The 17,640-nt window shown below is 63.3% G+C and carries 19 protein-coding genes; 13 read left to right on the top strand and 6 right to left on the bottom strand.

Annotated features, from left to right (window positions below):
* Positions 1-63 precede the first annotated feature (63 nt).
* Positions 64-957 (bottom strand): LysR family transcriptional regulator, encoded by an 894-nt coding sequence (locus tag WA237_RS15150; RefSeq protein WP_009814677.1) that lies wholly within the window; start codon positions 955-957, stop codon positions 64-66.
* Between the two features lie 137 nt (positions 958-1,094).
* Between WA237_RS15150 and comD the strand changes: the two genes are divergently transcribed.
* Genes comD through WA237_RS15120 form a run of 6 tightly spaced genes read left to right on the top strand, consistent with a single transcriptional unit; the run spans position 1,095 to position 6,290 of the window.
* Complete coding sequence (gene comD, locus WA237_RS15145) at positions 1,095-1,592, top strand: sulfopyruvate decarboxylase subunit alpha (protein WP_009814676.1); 498 nt, start codon at positions 1,095-1,097, stop codon at positions 1,590-1,592.
* A gap of 1 nt (position 1,593) precedes the next feature.
* Entirely contained in the window at positions 1,594-2,160 is a 567-nt protein-coding gene (gene comE, locus WA237_RS15140; protein WP_009814675.1) for a sulfopyruvate decarboxylase subunit beta, read from the top strand.
* A 55-nt stretch (positions 2,161-2,215) separates the two neighbouring features.
* Positions 2,216-3,169: a Bug family tripartite tricarboxylate transporter substrate binding protein gene (locus WA237_RS15135; RefSeq protein ID WP_040618080.1), complete on the top strand. Its 954-nt coding sequence runs from the start codon at positions 2,216-2,218 to the stop codon at positions 3,167-3,169.
* Between the two features lie 30 nt (positions 3,170-3,199).
* The gene (locus WA237_RS15130; RefSeq protein WP_009814673.1) at positions 3,200-4,702 is read left to right on the top strand and encodes a tripartite tricarboxylate transporter permease; all 1,503 of its coding nucleotides are present in this window, start codon (positions 3,200-3,202) and stop codon (positions 4,700-4,702) included.
* Complete coding sequence (locus WA237_RS15125) at positions 4,699-5,151, top strand: tripartite tricarboxylate transporter TctB family protein (RefSeq protein WP_336098645.1); 453 nt, start codon at positions 4,699-4,701, stop codon at positions 5,149-5,151. The genes WA237_RS15130 and WA237_RS15125 overlap by 4 nt, the downstream gene beginning before the upstream one ends.
* 2 nt (positions 5,152-5,153) lie before the next feature.
* Positions 5,154-6,290 (top strand): alpha-hydroxy acid oxidase, encoded by a 1,137-nt coding sequence (locus WA237_RS15120; protein ID WP_336098643.1) that lies wholly within the window; start codon positions 5,154-5,156, stop codon positions 6,288-6,290.
* A gap of 20 nt (positions 6,291-6,310) precedes the next feature.
* Here the strand turns inward: WA237_RS15120 and WA237_RS15115 are convergent, their stop codons facing one another.
* Genes WA237_RS15115 through WA237_RS15100 form a run of 4 tightly spaced genes read right to left on the bottom strand, consistent with a single transcriptional unit; the run spans position 6,311 to position 9,842 of the window.
* The gene (locus tag WA237_RS15115; protein ID WP_009814670.1) at positions 6,311-7,570 is read right to left on the bottom strand and encodes a TRAP transporter large permease; all 1,260 of its coding nucleotides are present in this window, start codon (positions 7,568-7,570) and stop codon (positions 6,311-6,313) included.
* Positions 7,570-8,103 (bottom strand): TRAP transporter small permease, encoded by a 534-nt coding sequence (locus WA237_RS15110; protein ID WP_336098640.1) that lies wholly within the window; start codon positions 8,101-8,103, stop codon positions 7,570-7,572. Before WA237_RS15110 ends, WA237_RS15115 begins: the two co-directional genes overlap by 1 nt.
* Positions 8,103-9,080 (bottom strand): TRAP transporter substrate-binding protein, encoded by a 978-nt coding sequence (locus WA237_RS15105; protein WP_336098638.1) that lies wholly within the window; start codon positions 9,078-9,080, stop codon positions 8,103-8,105. Before WA237_RS15105 ends, WA237_RS15110 begins: the two co-directional genes overlap by 1 nt.
* Before the next feature lie 24 nt (positions 9,081-9,104).
* Positions 9,105-9,842 (bottom strand): GntR family transcriptional regulator, encoded by a 738-nt coding sequence (locus WA237_RS15100; RefSeq protein WP_009814667.1) that lies wholly within the window; start codon positions 9,840-9,842, stop codon positions 9,105-9,107.
* A gap of 61 nt (positions 9,843-9,903) precedes the next feature.
* Here WA237_RS15100 and WA237_RS15095 point away from each other — a divergent pair, with 61 nt between their 5' ends.
* The 3 genes from WA237_RS15095 to WA237_RS15085 all read left to right on the top strand — a co-directional run bounded on the left by WA237_RS15095 (position 9,904) and on the right by WA237_RS15085 (position 12,042).
* Positions 9,904-10,692, top strand: coding sequence for an amidohydrolase family protein (locus WA237_RS15095; protein ID WP_336098636.1), 789 nt, complete (start codon positions 9,904-9,906; stop codon positions 10,690-10,692).
* 65 nt (positions 10,693-10,757) lie between these two features.
* A complete protein-coding gene (locus WA237_RS15090; RefSeq protein ID WP_009814665.1) occupies positions 10,758-11,192 on the top strand; it encodes a DUF1489 family protein in 435 nt (144 codons plus the stop codon).
* A gap of 265 nt (positions 11,193-11,457) precedes the next feature.
* Positions 11,458-12,042 carry an outer membrane protein gene (locus tag WA237_RS15085; protein WP_336098635.1) on the top strand — a complete coding sequence of 195 codons (585 nt, stop codon included), beginning with the start codon at positions 11,458-11,460 and terminating at the stop codon, positions 12,040-12,042.
* Between the two features lie 192 nt (positions 12,043-12,234).
* Here WA237_RS15085 and WA237_RS15080 read toward each other — a convergent pair whose 3' ends face one another.
* The gene (locus tag WA237_RS15080; protein ID WP_336098633.1) at positions 12,235-12,429 is read right to left on the bottom strand and encodes a SlyX family protein; all 195 of its coding nucleotides are present in this window, start codon (positions 12,427-12,429) and stop codon (positions 12,235-12,237) included.
* A gap of 143 nt (positions 12,430-12,572) precedes the next feature.
* On the opposite strand from WA237_RS15080, the gene hisS reads away from it, so the two are divergent.
* The 4 genes from hisS to WA237_RS15060 all read left to right on the top strand — a co-directional run bounded on the left by hisS (position 12,573) and on the right by WA237_RS15060 (position 17,626).
* Positions 12,573-14,060 carry a histidine--tRNA ligase gene (hisS, locus tag WA237_RS15075; RefSeq protein ID WP_336098632.1) on the top strand — a complete coding sequence of 496 codons (1,488 nt, stop codon included), beginning with the start codon at positions 12,573-12,575 and terminating at the stop codon, positions 14,058-14,060.
* A complete protein-coding gene (locus tag WA237_RS15070) occupies positions 14,060-15,145 on the top strand; it encodes an ATP phosphoribosyltransferase regulatory subunit (RefSeq protein WP_009814661.1) in 1,086 nt (361 codons plus the stop codon). The genes hisS and WA237_RS15070 overlap by 1 nt, the downstream gene beginning before the upstream one ends.
* The gene (hisG, locus tag WA237_RS15065) at positions 15,142-15,831 is read left to right on the top strand and encodes an ATP phosphoribosyltransferase (protein WP_336098631.1); all 690 of its coding nucleotides are present in this window, start codon (positions 15,142-15,144) and stop codon (positions 15,829-15,831) included. The genes WA237_RS15070 and hisG overlap by 4 nt, the downstream gene beginning before the upstream one ends.
* Before the next feature lie 136 nt (positions 15,832-15,967).
* Positions 15,968-17,626, top strand: coding sequence for a GMC family oxidoreductase (locus WA237_RS15060; RefSeq protein ID WP_336098628.1), 1,659 nt, complete (start codon positions 15,968-15,970; stop codon positions 17,624-17,626).
* The last annotated feature ends 14 nt before the right edge of the window (positions 17,627-17,640 follow it).

Genomic DNA, 17,640 nt, shown 5'->3' with positions numbered 1-17,640 from the left:
CGATGGTGCTTTGAAACGACATCTTTCGCAAATCAAAGATTTTTAAAGAAATGTAAAACGCGCCTAAACATTCTCGGGCGGGGCATGGGCCGCGACCACCGTTCGGATTTCGTCGAGCAGCCGTTCGACCAGCCGCATCTTGGAGCAATCCGCCCGGGTCAAAACACCGAGCTCCCGCGACGCGGCGGTCGGGCCAAGGGGGATCTTGCGCAGCGCCTCAAAGACCGGATCGGGCACGCAGATATCGGGCACCACGGAGACGCCGAGATTATGCGCCACCATGGTCGCGAGGTTTTCCAGCGACCCCATTTCCATCATGTCATTCACTTCGATCTTCTGCGCCGCGAGCCAATCATCGGCGAGAATGCCCACCGAGGATTTATTCGTGTGCCGGATATACGGCATGGTGGCAAAGATCCGCGCCGGATCGCTTTCCTCGACCTCTGGGGCGGCGAGCAGGACGAGCCGTTCCTCGACAAAGGGCACCCAGTTGAGATGCCGGCCGACTCGCGCCGGTTTGCTGAGCACTGCCGCATCGACCGAGCCCCTTTCCACCTCGTCCTGCAAATCAGGCGTCAGCCCCGGCGTCACCCGCACCCGCAGATCGGGATAGGCGGTGATGAGCCGCTTGATCACCTGCGGGATGAGGCCGCGAATGGTCGAGGGCACCGCGCCGAGGATCAGCTCGCCAATCAGCGCCGGATCGCCGGTAAGATCGTCGAGGATGGTGTCATAGGCGGCCACCACCTCGCGCGCCTTGGGGACCAGCGCCTTGCCCAACTGGTTGAGACGCGGCGATTTTTCCGACCGGTCAAAGAGCGCCACGCCGAGCTGATCCTCGAGCCGCTTCATCTGCTGGCCGACCGCGGCATGGGTGACGAACACTTGGTTGGCCGCGGCACTGAAACTCCCGGTCTCGGAGATGGCGATCAGGGTGCGAAAGAGCGAGATGGACATGCGTGGCTTTACCTCGGGCTGGCGATTCTGCCGCAATGTAAACACCACCTTTACATAAATGCAAAAATATATGGTTTGTGAAAATTACGGTTTTCACCCACGCTCGTCCAATACACACCTTTAGGGGGGATTACTCGTTGGACATTAACGACAAGCTGGTGGCTGATCTCGTCGCCAATGATGTCTCGTTCGTCACCACCGTGCCGTGCAAACAGCTGGCCGGGGTGATCGACAAAATCGACGCGCATCCGGACATCCTGCACATTCCGTCGAACAAAGAAGACGAGGGCATGGGTCTCTGCGCCGGGGCATTCATGGGCGGCAAACGCCCCGCCATCATCATGCAGAACACCGCCCTTGGCGTGACGATCAACACGCTGGCGACGCTCATCCAATACTACCGGATGCCGCTGCCGATGCTGATTTCCTATCGTGGCGAGCTTGGCGAGCCGGTGGCCTGTCAGGTCGAAATGGCGGTGCACACCAAGGCGCTGCTCGACCAGATGCACATCCCGACCTTCCATTTCCACCGGCAATCCGATGCCGAGGAATTCGACAAGATCCTGAAATACACGTTCATGTGCAACAAGCCGGTGGCGATCCTCACCGATGCGTCCTTCTGGGGAGGTTACTGATATGATCCGCTCCGACGTTCTCAAAACGCTGATTCCGATGATCTCGGACCATTTCGTGGTCTGCAACATTGGCCTGCCGAGCCAGGAACTGCATATGCTCGACGATCAGCCGACGAATTTCTACATGCTGGGCACCATGGGCCTGTCTTCCTCGATCGGTCTCGGCCTCGCGCTGGCGCAGAAACAGAAGGTGATCTCGATCGACGGTGATGGCTCGGTCCTGACCAATTTCGGCACCCTGCCCACCATTGCCAACAACGTGGCCGACAATTTCATCCTGCTGATCATCGACAATGGCAGCTATGGCTCGACCGGCGATCAGCCGACCTATGCGGGCAAGAAAACCTCTCTCACCGCTGTGGCCCAGGCCTGCGGCTGTGAGAATGTGATCGAATGCGCGGCCGAAGACTGTGCCGATGTCATGGAACAGGCATTGACGGGCGACAAGATGACCATCATCGTCTGCAAATGTGAAAGCGGGAACATTCCGGTTCCGGTCATCACCAAGGATCCTGTGACCATCCGCGACAGGTTCATGACGGCGTTGCGGGAGAAGAACGCCCAATGAGCCCCGCGCAAGCGGTCTGATCCTGCATCAGCATAACAATAAAGGGAGGACTAACATGCTGAGACGATCCATTTTGAAACTGGGTGCGGCGCTTGCCGTGACCGCCGGGCTGAGCGGTGCGGCTTCGGCCGAGATCAACGGCCCGGTAAACTATATCATTCCCTTCGGCCCGGGCGGTGAATCCGATATTTCGGCCCGCTTTCAACAGCCTTATTTCAAAGATAAATTCGGCGAAGACCTGGTGATTTCCTATCAGCCGGGCGGCGGTGGTGCCGTGGGTTGGGCCTCGCTCAACGGGCTGACCGGGGATGGCCAGACGATCATGGGCGTGAACCTGCCCCATATCATCATCAAACCGGCGCAAAAGGACGTGGGCTTTACCACCGAGGATCTGAACCTCGCCTATATGTTCCACTTTACCCCCGATGCGATCGTGGTGCGGGCCGACAGCCCCTATCAGACGCTTCAGGATCTGATCGACGACGCCAAGGCCAACCCGGCCCAGGTCACCATGTCCGGTTCGGGCAAGGCCAGCGCCAACCATCTGGCGCAGATCAAGTTCGACAAGATGGCGGGCATTCAGACCACCTATGTGCCGTTCAAAGGCACCGGGGCGGCGGTGACCGCGCTCTTGGGCAATCAGGTCAAGGCCGAATGGGGCTATACCACCGTGGGCGCCAAACAGGGCGATCAGGTGCGGCTTCTGGCTGTGGCCATGGATGAGCGTCACCCGCTCTTCCCCGATGTGCCGACCTTCAAGGAGCTTGGCTTTGACATGGTGGGCGGCGCCTATCGCGGCATTGCCCTGCCCAATACGGCCAGCGAAGAGACGACCAAGCTCTGGTCCGACATGATCGCCGATATCAATGCCGATCCGGCCTTCCGTCAGCAGATGCTCGACGGTGGTTTCGCGATGCTCGATGTGGGCGTGGCAGAGATGGACGACTTTATGAAGGCGCGCGCCGAAGAGTATCTCAAGGATGCTCGTGAAGCCGGTCTCATCAAGTAAGACGACGCGTTCAGCCCGGGACAAGACACTATGGAATTTGGCCATTTTCTATCGGCGCTCACCCCGCTGAACCTCGCGCTTGCGCTGTTCGGTGTGGTCGCCGGAACGGTCGTAGGCTCGATCCCCGGGCTGACCGCAACCATGGCACTGGCGGTGCTGGTGCCGATCACCTTCAGCATGGAACCCGCCTCGGCGCTGATCCTGCTGGGGGCGATCTATACCGGCGCCATCTACGGCGGTGCCTATGCGGCAATCCTGCTCAACACACCGGGCACGCCCTCGGCCATTGCCACCACCTTTGACGGCTATCCCATGGCCAAGCGCGGCGATGGCGATCTGGCGGTGGCGCTGGCCTGTTTCGCCTCTGTGGTGGGCGGGCTGGTGGGCGCGCTGGCGCTTCTCTTCCTCGCCCCGCCCCTGTCCAAGGTGGCGCTGGCTTTTGGACCTATCGAATATTTCTGGCTGTCGATCTTTGGGCTCTCGCTCATCGCGTCGCTGTCGACCGGCAACCTGATGAAAGGGCTCGCGGGCGGTGCCTTTGGCATGCTGCTGTCCTGCGTCGGCGTGGCCGAGATTTCCGCCGATATCCGCCTCACCTTTGGCAGTCAGATGCTCATCGGGGGCTTTGGCGTGGTGAGTGCGCTCATCGGCCTCTACTGTATCCCGGTCTTGATCGATCTCGTGGCGGTCCCTGACCGTCACCTCAAGGTCGAAGACGACGTGCGCTCGGTCCGTATCGGCGAGGCGTTCCGCCTGGCCATGCGCTCCAAGGTCAATCTCATCCGGTCCTCGGTCATTGGCACGCTCGTTGGCATTCTGCCCGGTGCGGGCGGCTCGGTCGCGGGGCTCGTCGCCTATTCCGAGGCGAAACGCACCGCCAAACCGCATCAGAAATTCGGTGAGGGCGAGCCTGATGGCATCATGGCCGTGGAGAGCGCCAACAACGCCACCGTCGGCGGCGGGTTTATCCCGACCCTCGTGCTCGGCATTCCCGGCACGCCGCCCGATGCCATCGTGCTTGGCGCGCTTTTGGTGCAGGGCGTGCGCACCGGGCCCACGATGTTTCAGCAAAGTGGCTCGATCGTCTTTACCTTCATCTACGGGCTGCTCATCGCCACGGTGCTGATGCTGCCCGCCGGCCTCTTGATCGGGCGCTATGCCTATAAATCCATCGTCACCATCCCCAAGGCGGTTCTGGTGCCCTCGGTGGCCTTCATGACGATCATCGGCACCTTTGCCATCCGCAACAGCGTCTCGGACGTGCTCATCATGCTGGGCCTCGGCGTCTTTGGCTGGATCATCGGACGCTTTGGCTTTGCCGCCTCGCCCATCGTGCTCGGCCTGATCCTCGGCCCGATTGCCGAACAGGGTTTTGTCCAAGGCTGGACCATCGGCGCCGCCACCGGCAATCTCACCGGCATGTTCTTTGGCCGTCCGATCAGCCAGGCAATCCTCGCATTTACCCTCGTCACGTTGATCCTGCCGCCGCTTATGGCGCGCCGCCGCGCCCGCAAAGAGGAGCGTCACACATGAGCCGTCCGCAAACATCCGAAGGACAGATCGGTTCGCTCGCCGTCTCGGCGGTGATGGTGCTGGCCGGGGTCGTGACGCTCTGGGACACCCAAGGCTATGCCGACCGCGACAGCCAAGTCTTTCCGCAGACCGTTGCGATCCTGCTTATCATCACGGCGCTCGGCTCGCTCGTCTGGCGGCTCTTGCACCCGTCGGACAATGGCGGGTTCGGGGCGGACATCTGGTGGCGCAGGCTGTTGCTGGTCGCGGCGCTCTTTGCCTGTGCGCTCACCATGCCGAGCATCGGGTTTCTGGCCTCTGGCGCCATCGCCTTTGCCGGGGGGCTGATCGCCGCGATGCATGACCGCTGGGACGCACGCACGGCCCTCATCTTTGGGCTAAGCGGCGCGGTGGTGATGGGGGCGTTTTATGCGCTCTTCAAATTCGTGCTGATTGTCCCCCTGCCCTGATCATGTTCGGCACGGCACATAAGCATATCCATGGCAGCGACGACGCCCGTCGTCTGGCCCGGCGTCATCTGCCCCGGCTGGTCTTTGACTATATCGACGGGGCAGCGGGGCGCGAAACAGGGGCCGGACGCACTCGGGACGCGCTCGACCGGATGGAGCTCTGCCCGCGTATCCTGCGCAATGTCAGCGCCCGCAGCCTCGCCGTGCCGCTCTTTGGCAAAGAGGCCGGCGCGCCCTTTGGCATCGCACCGATGGGCATGTGCAACCTCTCCGGCCCCGGCGCGGATCTGATGCTGGCACGGCTGGCGGCGCGGGAAAACGTGCCGCTGGGCGTGTCGACCGTGGCCTCGACCCCGATGGAAGAGATGATCGAGACGGCGGAAGGCAACGCCTGGTTTCAGCTCTATTTCTCCGGCGATGGCAGCGGCACGTTCAAGCTGGTCGAACGGGCGCGCGACGCGGGCTATGAGACGATCGTGCTCACCGTCGATGTGCCAGAAGTCGGCCGCCGTCCGCGCGAATTGCGCCATGGGTTTACCATGCCCTTCCGCATCGGGCCGAAACAATTCATCGATTTTGCCCTGCACCCGCGCTGGTCGCTCACGACGCTTCTGAAGGGCCGCCCCGATATGGCGAATTTCCTGCGCGATGGCTACACTTTCGACCGCACCGAGAGCCGCGCCCGCGCCACGTGGGACACGCTCGACCGGCTGCGCGACATGTGGCCCGGCAAGCTCGTGGTCAAAGGCGTGCTCGATATCGAGGACGCCCAGAGGCTGGCCCGTTCGGGCGTCGATGCGATCCAGGTGTCGAGCCATGGCGCGCGGCAGTTGGAGAGCAGCCCCTGCCCCTTCTCACAGCTCGCGCCGATGCGCGCGGCCCTCGGGGAGAGCATGCCGATCTTTTACGACACCGGGCTACGCTCGGGCGAAGATGTGGTGAAATGCTATGCCTCCGGCGCGAATTTCACCTTTCTCGGCCGCATCCTGCAATTCGCCATCGCGGCGGGGGGCGAAGAGGGGCTCAACCGTCTTTGGGAGACGCTCAAATCCGAGACGAGCATCACGCTTGCCCAGATCGGCCAATGTTCCCTGCCCGAGCTGCAAAAGGAAAAGGGGGCGGATCCCGCCCCCTCCTGATCCTTGGCCGTGCCTCTGGTCTAGAGCAGCGCCAACGCCGTCAGCGGCGTGAAACTCACGATCATCAGCGTGACGAACATCGCAAGGATGAACCATTTGCAATAGCCCATCACCTGTTCGATCTTGAGCCCGGTGGCCGAACAGACCGTGAGCAGCACCGAGGCCACTGGCGGGGTCTGCTGACCGATGCCGAGGTTGAGACAGACGATCACCCCGAAATGCACCGGATCGATCCCCATCTCGCGGCTGAGCGGTAGCAGCATCGGCACCACCACGATGATCGCGGCCGAGGCGTGCAGGAACATGCCCAGAAGCAGCAGGAAGATATTGATCAGCAGCATCCGCAGGAAGAAACTGTCGGTCAGCCCGCCAAGCCCGCTGGCGATTTTCTGCGGGATCTGCTCATTCGCGAGATACTGACCGAGCACCGCCGAGCCGGCGATGATCATCATCACCACCGAAGTCTGCCGCACCGTGGCCGAGGCCAGCCCGTAGACCCGCCGGAAATCGAGATCGCGACGAATGGGCCAGCCATAGATGAGCGCGGCCACCACGCCGAGCGTCGCCGCCTCGGTCGGCGTGACAAAGCCGCCAATGAGACCACCCACCACCAGCACCGGGATGAGCAGCGGCACCAGTGCCGCCTTGAACGCCCGGCCCAGTCGCGGCAGTTCGAACTGTGCGTCGACCGGATGGCCTTCTTTGCGGGCAAAGATATAGCTGGTGATCATGAACGCCCCGCCCAAGATCAGGCCGGGAATGATCCCCGCGACAAAGAGATCCTTGATCGAGGTGTTCGTCGTCACCCCATAGAGCACCATCGGGATCGACGGCGGGATGATGATGCCGAGCGTCGCGCTCGTCGCGGTGACGGCGGCGGCAAAGCTGCGCGGATAGCCCTGCTTTTCCATCGAGGGCACAAAGATCTTGGACATGACGGCGGCATCGGCCACGGCCGAGCCGGACATCTCGGCCATGAACATCGAGGTCACGACATTTACATGCGCCAGCCCGCCGCGCATCCAGCCCACAAGGGCGCGCGCCAGATTGATGATCCGGTCCGAGATCGAGGTCGCGCCCATCAGCTCGCCCATGAAGATAAAGAGCGGGATGGCGAGCAGCACCACCTTGTTGACGCCCGAAAACATCTGGATCGGCGCCATGATCAGATCGATGCCCGACAGAAGCATGGCAATCGCCGCCGTGATCATCAGGGCAAAGCCGATGGGCATGCCGAAAAAGATCATCAGCATGAGGATGAGAAGAACCAGCCAAACCATTACATTTCATCCTCTTTCGGCGCGAGAAACCGGGTCATCGCGGCCAGGGCGAGCAGGAGTGCCGCCAGCGGCAGGATCAGCATGAACCAGCCCTGCGCGATCTCTGCGGTTTCGATCTCGGTCGCGCCAGAGACCCGGATCATCCGGATGGATTGCCAGAACAGCATGACGAGAAAGCCGAGGATCAGCGCCGCGTTGAGCCCCTCTGCTGCGCGTTTCCAGCGACCGCTGAGATTGTCGAGCACGAGATCAAAGGCGATATGCCCCTCGCGCCGCATGGCGAGATAGGCGCCGAGAAAGGCGACCCAGACCAAAAGCAGCCCGGGCACCTCATCGGCGGTGACCACCACCCCGCCCAGCACATCGCGCAGCGCGAAATAGGCGGGGCGCAGGTCTTCATAGTCCTTGGCCCAATCGCGCATCAGGCCGAGCACCAGATAACGGTTCAGCACATTGAGAAAGATAAAGCCTGAGGACACCACGAAACACAGGATCGCGATGCCCTCGGCCAGCTTGTCGACGAGGCGCAGCATCACTGCTCTGCGGTGTCGCGCACAAAGACGAGATAGTCGTCGCCCTGCCCCTCGACATAGCTGTCATAGCTTGCCGATGTGGCCTCTTTGAAGGCCTTGAGGTCGACCTCGTTGATCTCGAGCTTGTCTTTCATCTCGTCGAAATACTTGGTCTCCAGCGCCGCAGAGGCCTCATAAGCTTGATCAGTGATCGCGCGGCCAACCTCGTGGAAGACGGCGCGCTGCTCGTCGGTCAGGCTCTCCATGAACGCATTGGAGGCGAGCAGGAACGACGGCGTATAGACATGGCTGGTGAGCGACAGGTGGCTCGCCACCTCGAAATGTTTCTGCTCGTAGAAGCCATAGGTCGCGGCCTCGGCGCCATCGACGACACCCGATTGCAGCGCGGTAAAGGTCTCGCCCCAGCTCACTTTTTGCGGGGTGGCGCCCATGTCCTGGAACACGCTCTGGCGGAACTTGCCGCCCGAGATGCGGATTTTGAGACCTTCAAGATCAAAGGGCTCGGCCACGACGCGCTGCGTGTTGATCACATGGCGAAAGCCGTTCTCATAGACGCCGATCACCTGCACATTACCGACCTCTTCGACCCGGGAGCGGATCGCATCCTCGAGCCCGGCCGCCATGGCGCGACGCACATGGGCGCGGTCGTCAAAGAGCCAAGGCAGATCGAACACGCCAAGTTTCTTGTCGAGCTTCATCACGCCCGAGGCCACGTTGATCATCTCGATCGACCCGGCCTGCACATTGGTCATCAGGTCCTTTTCCTTGCCAAGCTGACCGCCCGGATAGAGCTTGAACTCGAACTGACCCGGCAGCCGCTTTTCGACCTCGGCGGCAAACAGTTCGGACTGCGCATGCAGCGGCGAGAAATGCGAGACATGGCTGGCGATGCGCACCTCGCGGGCCTCGGCCCAGAGCGTGCCAGTGGCGCCAAACGCCATGAGCGCGGCCCCCGCGATACGGGTGTAAAAAGTCATTTGGGTCTCCTCCCTTACTCCGCCTTAGCGGATCTCCGTGTGATAGCTGAACTGCTCCGCCCGTCCCCTCGAGCGGCGCCATTCGATGGGCCGGTTGTCATAGCCTTTGGCCACCCGTTCGATCACGATGATCGGCGTCCCCTCGGCCACGCGCAAGAGGCGCGCGGTCTCGGGGCTGGCGGCCTCGACAGTCAAAGTTTCATCGGCCCGCGCCACGAGTTGCCCACAGACCCGGTCATAGACCGGATAGAGCAGATCGCCGATCTCGCCCGTGGGCATCTCGGCAAAGGCGCGGAATGGCTCATGTGCGAGCCAGATTTCTTCGGCCACCGTCGGCACATCGTCCTGCAAACGCAGGCGCGACATGGAAATCCCCGGCACCCCTTCGGGCCGCTCAAGCGCCTGCGCCACATGGCCCGGCATCGGCTCGACCTCACGGCGCAGGATGCGGCTCTCGGGGACGGAATATTCGCCCTCGGGGCTGCGGAAGCGGAAGAACCGGAACAGCGAGGCGTCGAAACTTGGGCGGCGGACAAAGGTGCCGCGGCCCTGAAACCGTTCGAACACGCCTTCGGAGACCAGAACATCGAGCGCCTTGCGCACGGTGCCCGCGGCCAGGCCATAGTCCTCGGCCAGCACGTTTTCCGACGGCACCCGGTCGCCCGGCTTTACCTGCCCGTCGATCACGCTTTGGCGCAGCACATCGGCCAGGCGTTGATAAATCGGAATGCGGTCGTCGCCCGCGAGTACAGCTTGGGTCATGCCAGTCTCCTCCTTGACAGCTATACTTCTATATAGAACTATATATGTCAAGGAGGACGTTATGATCGCCACTGGACTACATAGCTTGATGGAGCTGCCCGAGGGGCGGTTTGACGGTCATTGCCACGTCTTCGACGCGGGCCGCCCCATGGCCGAGGGGCGCCGTTACACCCCCGGCTATGATGCGACGCCCGAGGAATTGTGCAGCCATCTCAACGCCTTCAACCTGCGTGGCGCGCTGCTCGTTCAGCCAAGTTTCTATGGCTCCGACAACAGCTACATGCTCGAGACGCTGGACGCGCTGCAGGGGCGCGACGATCTCTGTTTTCGCGGCGTTGTGGTGCTCGATCCCGGCTTTGCGCCGGATCTCGGCGCGCTGCGGGCGCTGGCGGCGCGGGGAATCACCGGGCTGCGGCTCAACCTTCTGCGCCGGGCGGAGGGATTCGATCACGGGCTTTGGCAGCCGCTCCTGAGCGCCGTCGACAGTCTCGGCTGGCATATCGAGCTGCATGTAGAGGAACAGCACCTGCCCCGGCTGCTGCCCGAGTTCATGCGCCGCTATTCAAAAGTGGTGCTCGACCACTACGGGCTGGTGACCTCGACCGAGAATAATGACGGGCTGCGGGCGATCCTCGATCAGCCGCGCGACCGGCTCTGGGTCAAGACCTCGGCGGTCTACCGGGTGCACCCGCGCGCCGACCGCTCCAAGGATGTGGCCCGCATGGCGCCGCTGCGCGATCTTCTGGCCGAGCATCTCGGGGATGACCGGCTGATCTGGGGCAGCGACTGGCCCTTTACCCAGTTCGAACACCAGATGAACTATGATCTGGCGCATCGGCTGGCGGGCTAGCGCGGCTTGAACTTCCCCGCGCAAAGCCCATACTTGCCCCCATCACCGAATTCGCGGGGCGGGCTGTGGCGCAGGACTTTACCAATCTGATCAAGCTGAGCGTTGGCACCACCAGTGTCGAGGACCTCGCCGCATGGCAGGCGGCGCGGCGGGCCGAGCGCGGCGATGATGTGGCACGCCATGTCACCCGGATGTGGCCCAAGCGCGAAGATCAGCTGCTGCGCGGCGGGTCGATTTATTGGGTGATCCAAGGACATATCCAATGCCGCCAGACTATTCTGCGGCTCGATGAGGTGATTGGCGAGGACGGGATTCGCCGCTGTGCCATCATCCTCGCGCCCGAGATCATCCGCACCCATACCGCCCGCAAACGGCCCTTTCAGGGCTGGCGCTATCTGGCGCCGGGGGATGCCCCGGGCGATCTCACCGAGGCGCGTGAGGGCGATGATGCGCTGCCTGCCGATCTCTCGGCGGCGCTGGCGGATATCGGGGTGATTTAAGCCCTTCGTCGGCCCTGTCATTTTGCCGTTACAAGGGCACGGGCGATCACATCTACTTGTTCGCACAGTCGAAGGCCAATTTCCGCCGAAGCGTGCGTGGCTTTTGAGCAACGTTGCGCCGATCAAAACATCCCCTCTGGAACTTTGCCCCGCCGAGACCGATTTCCCCACCATCGGATGAGGGATGAACCATCAGCCCGATCGAACAATCTGCGCCGTCTACACCCGGCGCTTGAACACAGAGAAAGATCAGGAGGATCACTCCATGTATAAGGCACTTACAACTATCGCAGCAGGCATCGCCATCACCGCACCTGCCTATGCTGGCAACATCTCGGCCCCCGTGGTCGAACAGCCGGTGACCGTGGCCCCCGCGCCTGTGGCGCCCGCGTCGCCTGACTGGACCGGTTTCTACGGCGGTGCCCAGCTCGGCTATGGCGATGTGTCCTCGAATGGCGCGCTGAATGGCGATGACGTCATCGGCGGTATCAGCGCTGGCTACGATTACGACCTGGGCAGCTGGGTTCTCGGTGGCGGTCTCGACTATGACTTCGCCGACATCAACCTCGGTGGCGGCACCAACCTCGAGAACGTGTTCCGTGCCAAGCTCCGCGCCGGTTACAAGGTCGGCAATGGCCTGATCTACGGCACCGGCGGTTATGCGCAAGCTGACACCAACACCACCGGCAGCGAAGACGGTTATTTCGTTGGCGCAGGCTATGAGCACATGGTCTCGCAGAACATCTCGGTGGGCGGTGAAGCGCTCTACCACGAGTTCGAAAACGTGGGTGGCACCACCACCGACGTCGAAGCGATGACCTACCAAGCCAAGGTCAACTTCCGCTTCTGATCAGTCTCTGATCATTGGGAAGACAGGAGCCGGTCCACCCTTGGTGGGCCGGTTTCTTTATGGGCTTTTGGTGGGTCGGTAAGCTGTCGGTAAAACGACGGCATTACGACTGTGGCGGCAGGCGCACATATCGCCCGCTTTTCCCACCGAATGTGCGAAAAAGCGCTTCGTCGGTAACCCGTCGGTATCGCGTCAGTAATGCGGCGGTCGCTCGTCGCCGAGGACAATGCCGCCGGTGCCTTCGGCGGCGCGGGCGCGTTCGCGCTCCATCAGCTTGTCGACGAAGAGGCTCAGCCGGTCGATCTGATCTTGCTGACGCGCCACCACATCCGAGAGGTCATCGACCTGCCGGGTGAGATGCGCGATGGTTTCTTCGAGTTGCTCCATGCCCCTCCCCTAGGCCGATCCGGCGGCTCTGGCAAGTCCCAGCGGAGCTGCGGAGACGGCCCCGATAGCCACCCTCGCCTTGCCCCCGCGCCAGCCATCCGCTAGACCGCGCGCAACGACGTTTCGGCAAGGACAGACGCCCGATGGCCAAACCCAAGAAAACCCCGCGCCCCAAGGCAGAAACGCCCAAGGGTTTCACCGATTATTTCGGCAGCGATGTGACGCAGCGCAAGGAGATGCTCGACGGGATCGCGGCGGTCTATCATCGCTACGGGTTCGACGCGCTGGAAAGCTCGGCGGTGGAGACGGTCGAGGCGCTGGGCAAGTTCCTGCCCGATGTGGACCGGCCGAATGAGGGCGTCTTTGCCTGGCAGGAAGCCGATGACAATGACAAGGGCGACTGGCTGGCGCTGCGTTATGATCTGACGGCGCCGCTGGCGCGGGTCTATGCCCAGCACCGCAATGACCTGCCCACCCCCTATCGCCGTTATGCGATGGGGCCGGTGTGGCGCAATGAAAAGCCCGGACCGGGCCGCTTCCGCCAGTTCTATCAATGTGACGCGGACACGGTCGGCACCGCCTCGATGGCGGCCGATGCCGAGATCTGCGCGATGCTGTCGGACACGCTCGAAGAGGTGGGCATTCCGCGCGGTGATTACCTGGTGCGGATCAACAACCGCAAAGTGCTCAACGGGGTGCTTGAGGTCATGGGGCTTGGCGAGGATCAGGCGCGCAAGGATGATGTGCTGCGCACCATCGACAAGTTCGACAAGGTTGGCGAGGCCGGGGTGCGCGAGCTCTTGGGCAAGGGGCGGCTTGACGCCTCGGGGGCCTATATCGACGGCGTCGGTCTCAGCGAGGAACAGGCCGGGCCGGTTCTGGCATTTCTGACCTCGAAGGGCGCGAGCACCGATGAGACGCTGAGCAATCTGCGGGCGGCGGTTGGCAGTTCGGCCATGGGGGCCGAAGGTGTCGATGAGCTGCAACAGATTGCGGATCTGCTGACCGCGCAGGGCTATGGCGCGGACCGGATCGTGATCGATCCCTCGGTGGTGCGCGGCCTTGGCTATTACACCGGGCCGGTGTTTGAAGCCGAGCTGACCTTTGAAATTCTCGACGAGAAGGGCCGCAAACGGCAGTTCGGCTCGGTCGCGGGGGGCGGGCGCTATGATGATCTGGTGGCGCGGTTCACCGGGCAGAAGGTGCCGGCGGTGGGGATTTCCATCGGGGTCGACCGGCTGCTGGCGGCGCTGCGGGCCAAGGGCCGGGTCAGCCTTGAGGGCCAGGGGCCGGTGATCGTGACCGTGATGGACCGCGAGCGGATGGCCGATTATCAGGCGATGGTGTCGGAGCTGCGCAGCGCCGGGATCCGCGCCGAGGTCTATCTCGGCAATCCGAAGAATTTCGGCAACCAGCTCAAATACGCGGACAAGCGCGGATCGCCGGTGGCGGTCATTCAGGGCGGTGACGAGCTCGATAAAGGCGTGATCATGCTCAAGGATCTGATCCTTGGGGCGCAGATTGCCGAGAACGCCACGCTCGAAGAGTGGAAAGAGCGCCCGTCGCAATTCGAAGTGGCGCGGGGCGATCTTGTCGCGCGCACCCGTGAGATCATCGAAAGCCACAGCTGATGCCCGATCGCGCCGCCATATTGGCCGAGGCCGCCCGTCTGCGCGGTCAGTTCGAAGCCGCGGGCGCCCTGCCCGTCGAAACCGCCGTGCTGCAACCGGCGGGCACGCTTCTCGACCTCTATGGCGAGGATATCCGGGCGCGGGCCTATATCACCTCGGACGCGCTGCGCGGCGAGCAGATGCTGCGCCCCGATTTCACCGTGCCAGTGGTGCAGATGCATATGGCGCATGGGGCGGAGCCGGCGCGCTATACCTATGCGGGCGAGGTGTTCCGGCGGCAGGAAGACGATGCCGACCGCGCCAATGAATATATTCAGGTGGGGTTCGAGATCTTTGCCCGCGACGATGCGGCGCGCTCTGACGCCGAGGTGTTTTCGACCTTTCACGCGCTCTTGGCCCCCTTGGGGCTACAGCCCGCGACGGGCGATATCGGTATCCTGATGGCGGCGGTCGATGGGCTTGAGACGAGCGAGCGGCGCAAGGCGGCGCTGCGCCGTCATATCTGGCGGCCGCGCCGGTTCCGGGCGCTGATCGAGCGGTTTTCGGGCCGTGCGCCGGTGCCGGCCTCGCGGGCCGAGCTTTTGGCGGCGAAGGATCCGATGGCGGCGGCGGGGCCGATGATCGGGCTGCGCGGGCCGGAAGAGGTCGCGGCGCGGATTGCGGCGCTGCGCGAGGATGCGGCGATGCCGCCCCTGTCGGAAAATGATGTGGCGCTGATCGAGGCGCTGTTGGCGGTGCGCGGCGCGTCCGAGGATGCGCTCGAACAGCTGCGCGATATTGCGGTGGACCTGCCGGCCATTGCCCCGGCGGTGACGCGGTTTGCCGCGCGGCTCGAGGCCATTGGCGCGCAGGGGATCGATGCCGCCGCCCTGCCCTTTGAGGCCTCTTACGGGCGCACGCAGATGGAATATTACGACGGGTTCGTCTTTGGCTTTACCGCGCCGGGGCGGCCCGATTTGCCGCCTGTCGCCACCGGCGGGCGCTATGATGCGCTCACCCGGCAGCTTGGCGCGGGGCGGGAAATCCCGGCGGTGGGCGGGGTGATCCGGCCCGGCCTGACCCTCGAGCTGGGAGCCGCGACATGAGCATCAAGCTGGGCGTGCCGTCGAAAGGGCGGCTTATGGAAAAGACGTTCGAATGGTTCGCGGGCCGGGGCATCACCCTGGGTCGGTCGGGGTCCGAGCGCGAATATGCGGGCTTTGTCGAGGGTGTCGAGAATGTCGAGCTGGTGCTGCTCTCGGCGGGGGAAATCCCGCGCGAGCTGGCCGCCGGGCGCATTCAGCTCGGCGTCACCGGGACCGATCTCATCCGCGAGAAGCTTGGCCAATGGGAGAGCCATGTGAGCGAGCTCGCCGAGCTGGGATTTGGCCACGCCGATCTGGTGCTGGCGGTGCCGGCGGCCTGGGTCGATGTCTCGACGCTCGACGATCTCGATGCGGCGGCGGCGGCGTTTCGGGCGCAGCACGGGTTTCGGCTTCGGATTGCGACGAAATACCATCGGCTGACCCGCGAGTTCCTGCGCGGCGCGGGGGTTGCGGATTATCAGCTCGTCGACAGTCAAGGCGCGACCGAGGGCACCGTCAAGAATGAGACCGCCGAGGCGATTGCCGATATCACCTCGACCGGTGACACGCTGCGGGCCAATCACCTCAAGATCCTTGAGGATGGGTTGATGCTGCGCTCGCAGGCGACATTGTTCCGGGCGCGGGGGGCCGAGCTTACGGAAGCGGATCGCAAGACGCTGGCGGAGCTGAGCGCGCGGCTCGGGTAGCGGTCGGCGCGGGCGCGATATAACCGGCGGTAATATCTGACTTTGGCTTTTGTCATTAGGCAAATGGCGGGGCGCGTCTTTATGATGGCGGCACCTGCCCGCGTGGCGGGAGATCGTGTCGCGCAGGGAGGTGAGCATGGCGGAACAGGGGTTCGATTACATCGTGATCGGCGGCGGCTCGGCGGGCTGTCTCATGGCGAACCGGCTCAGCGCCGATCCGGGCCGGCGGGTGTTGCTTCTGGAGGCGGGCAAGGCGGATAGCTATGCGTGGATCCATATCCCGGTGGGCTATCTCTATTGCATCGGCAATCCGCGGGCCGATTGGATGTATCACACCGAGGCCGACAAGGGGCTGAATGGCCGGGTGCTGCGCTATCCGCGCGGCAAGACGCTCGGCGGCTGTTCGTCGATCAACGGCATGATCTACATGCGCGGTCAGGCGCGGGATTATGACAATTGGGCGCGGCTCAGCGGTGAGGACGGCTGGACCTGGGAGAACTCGCTCGCGGATTTCATGGCACATGAGGATCACTACAAGCTCGATCAGGGCGCGGACCCGGTGACCGGCGACAACAGCCGGTTTTCCGATCACCATGGCCATGGCGGCGAGTGGCGGATCGAAAAGCAGCGGCTGCGCTGGGATGTGCTCGACAGTTTTGCCGAGGCCGCCGAGCAGGCCGGGGTTCCGAGGGTTGAGGATTTCAACACCGGCGACAATGCGGGCGTCGCCTATTTCGATGTCAATCAACGGTCGGGCTGGCGGTGGAACACCTCCAAGGCGTTTCTGCGCCCGGTGAAGGACCGGGCCAACCTGACGGTCTGGACCGAGGCGCAGGTCGAAAAGCTGATGCTTGAGCGGGGCGCTGATGGCGGGCTGCGCTGTGCCGGGGTGCGGGTGCATCACGGCGGCGAGATGAAGGAGATCCGGGCGGCGCGGGAGGTTGTGCTCTCGGCCGGGGCGGTCAATTCGCCACAAATCCTGCAGCTCTCGGGGATCGGGCCTGGCGATCTGTTGCGCCAGCACGGCATCGAGGTGCAGCGCGACGCGCCGGTGGGCGAGAACCTGCAGGACCATCTGCAAATCCGCGCGGTGTTCAAGGTCAAGGGCACGGCGACGATGAACACGCTGGCCAATTCATGGCTCGGCAAGGCGAAGATCGGCGCAGAGTATCTGTTCAAGCGCTCCGGTCCGATGAGCATGGCGCCGAGCCAGCTCGGTGCCTTTACCCGCTCGGACCCGTCGCGGCCCCATGCCAATCTCGAATATCATGTGCAGCCGCTGAGCCTTGAGGCCTTTGGCGAGGATCTGCATGCGTTCCCGGCGATGACGGTGAGCGTGTGCAATCTCAACCCGACGAGCCGGGGCCATGTGCGGATTGGCTCTGGCAATTTCCGCGACGCGCCCAAGATCACGCCGAATTACCTCTCGACCGAGGAGGATCGCAAGGTCGCCGCCGACAGTCTGCGGCAGGCGCGCCATATCATGGCGCAGCCCGCGATGCAGGGCTACAGCCCCGAAGAGTTCAAACCGGGGCCGCAATATCAAAGCGATGACGAGCTGGCGCGGCTGGCGGGCGATATTGCCACGACGATCTTTCACCCGGTGGGCACGGTCAAGATGGGCCGGGAGGATGACCCGAGCGCAGTGCTTGACCCGAAGCTGCGGCTCAAGGGGGTGGCGGGGCTGCGGGTGGTGGATGCGAGCGTCATGCCCGAGATCACCAGCGGCAACACCAATTCGCCGACGGTGATGATCGCCGAGAAGGCGGCACGGTGGATGCTGGCCGAGGCGTAAATCCACCGCGCGGG

The sequence above is a fragment of the Roseovarius sp. CH_XMU1461 genome, from assembly GCF_037027165.1.
Lineage (GTDB): Bacteria > Pseudomonadota > Alphaproteobacteria > Rhodobacterales > Rhodobacteraceae > Roseovarius > Roseovarius nubinhibens.
Note: the sequence above shows the minus strand (reverse complement) of the source record. Positions and strands in the feature narration are given on the sequence as shown.